The 2004-nt window shown below is 71.6% G+C and carries 1 protein-coding gene; it reads left to right on the top strand.

The window, feature by feature from the left end; translation table 11 throughout:
- Positions 1-2004: alanine--tRNA ligase (gene alaS / locus TA90_RS06325; protein WP_043535196.1), on the top strand; the 2004-nt coding region annotated here is incomplete at both ends.

Here is a 2004-nt window from a genome sequence, read left to right as displayed (position 1 = left end):
ACGGTGACCCCGGGGGGGACCGCTACCTGGAGCTGTGGAACCTGGTCTTCGACCAGTACATGCGCGGTGAGGGCGAGGGCAAGGACTACCCGCTCCTGGGGGAGCTCGACCAGAAGGCCATCGACACCGGAGCCGGGCTGGAGCGCCTCGCCTTCGTCCTCCAGGACAAGGCGAACATGTACGAGATCGACGAGGTCTTCCCCGTCATCGAGGCCGTCGAGGAGATGTCGGGGCGCCACTACCGCGCCGACGAGGAGGACGACGTGCGCATGCGCATCGTCGCCGACCACGTCCGTTCCTCGATGATGCTGATCTCCGACGGGGTGCGCCCCGGCAACGACGGGCGCGGGTACGTCCTGCGCCGGCTCATGCGCCGTGCCATCCGGTCCATGCGCCTGCTGGGTGTCGACGCCCCCTCGCTGCCGACGCTCTTCCCGGTCTCCCGCGACGCGATGGCACCGTCCTACCCGGAGCTCGTCACCGACTGGGACACGATCTCCGACGTCGCCTACGGCGAGGAGGAGGCCTTCCACCGCACCCTGTCGGCGGGCACGACGATTCTCGACACGGCGGTCGCCCACGCCAAGGAGCCGGGCGGGACCGCCCAGATCTCCGGCTCGCAGGCCTTCGCCCTGCACGACACCTACGGGTTCCCCATCGACCTCACCCTCGAGATGGCCGCGGAGCAGGGCGTCCAGGTGGACGAGCAGGGGTTCCGCTCCCTCATGGAGGAGCAGAAGGAGCGCGCCCGCGCGGATGCGCGGGCCAAGAAGACCGGTCACGCGGACGTGCGCGTGTTCCACGACCTCGAACGGCAGATGGGTGGGGGCTCGGAGTTCCTCGGCTACACGGAGAACGCCGCCGAGGCACAGGTGGACGGCCTGCTGGTGGACGGCGCCCCCGTGCCCGCCGCCTCGGCTCCCGCCGAGGTCGAGGTGGTCCTCGACCGCACCCCCTTCTACGCCGAGATGGGCGGTCAGCTCGCCGACCACGGCACCATCCGCACCGCCGACGGGGCGGTGGTCGAGGTCCACGACGTCCAGGCGCCCGTCAAGGGGCTCTCCGTGCACCGGGGCACCCTCACCGAGGGGACGATCACGCTGGGCTCGAAGGCCTGGGCGGAGATCGACCCCGTGCGCCGCACCGCGATCGCCCGCGCGCACACCGCCACGCACATGGTCCACAAGGCGCTCCACGAGATCGTCTCGGAGACCGCCACCCAGGCCGGTTCGGAGAACGCGCCCTCACGGCTGCGCTTCGACTTCCGTCACGGCTCCGCCCTGGCGGAGGACCAGGTGGAGGGCATCGAGGAGCTCGTCAACGAGAAGCTCGCCGAGGACCTGCCCGTCACCTGGGAGGTCATGCCCATCGAGCAGGCCCGCGCCACCGGCGCCATGGCGCTCTTCGGTGAGAAGTACGGCAAGGAGGTGCGCGTGGTCTCCATCGGCGGCGACTGGTCGAGGGAGTTCTGCGCCGGCACCCACATGCCGACCACCGGGACCATCGGGCGCGTCGCCGTGCTGGGCGAGGCCTCCATCGGCTCCGGCGTGCGTCGCATCGACGCACTCGTGGGGGAGGGCGCCTACGCCTTCCAGGCGAAGGAGCACGCCATCGTCTCCCAGCTGGCCGCCCTGGTGGGCGGACGCCCCCAGGACCTGCCCGAGCGCGTGGGCACGATGATGGCGAAGATCCGGACCTTCGAGCGCAACCTCTCCGAGTTGCGCACGCGCATCGCCCTGTCGCGGGCGCAGGAGATCGTCGCCTCCGCCCGGCTCCGCGCGGACACGGTGGTCGCGACCTTCGACGTCGGGGAGATCGCCTCCGCGGACTCCCTGCGCGAACTGGCCCTCGACGTGCGCAAGCGCCTCGGTGACGAGCACCCGGTGGTCGTCGCGCTGGTGGGCGTGAACGAGGGCAGGCCCGGTGTGGTCGTCGCCACGAACGACATGGCGCGCACCCACGGGCTGCATGCCGGTGCCCTGGTGCGCGCGGCCGCGCGCGCCC

The sequence above is a fragment of the Actinomyces polynesiensis genome (assembly GCF_000820725.1).
In the GTDB taxonomy this organism is placed as follows: domain Bacteria; phylum Actinomycetota; class Actinomycetes; order Actinomycetales; family Actinomycetaceae; genus Pauljensenia; species Pauljensenia polynesiensis.
Note: the sequence above shows the minus strand (reverse complement) of the source record. Positions and strands in the feature narration are given on the sequence as shown.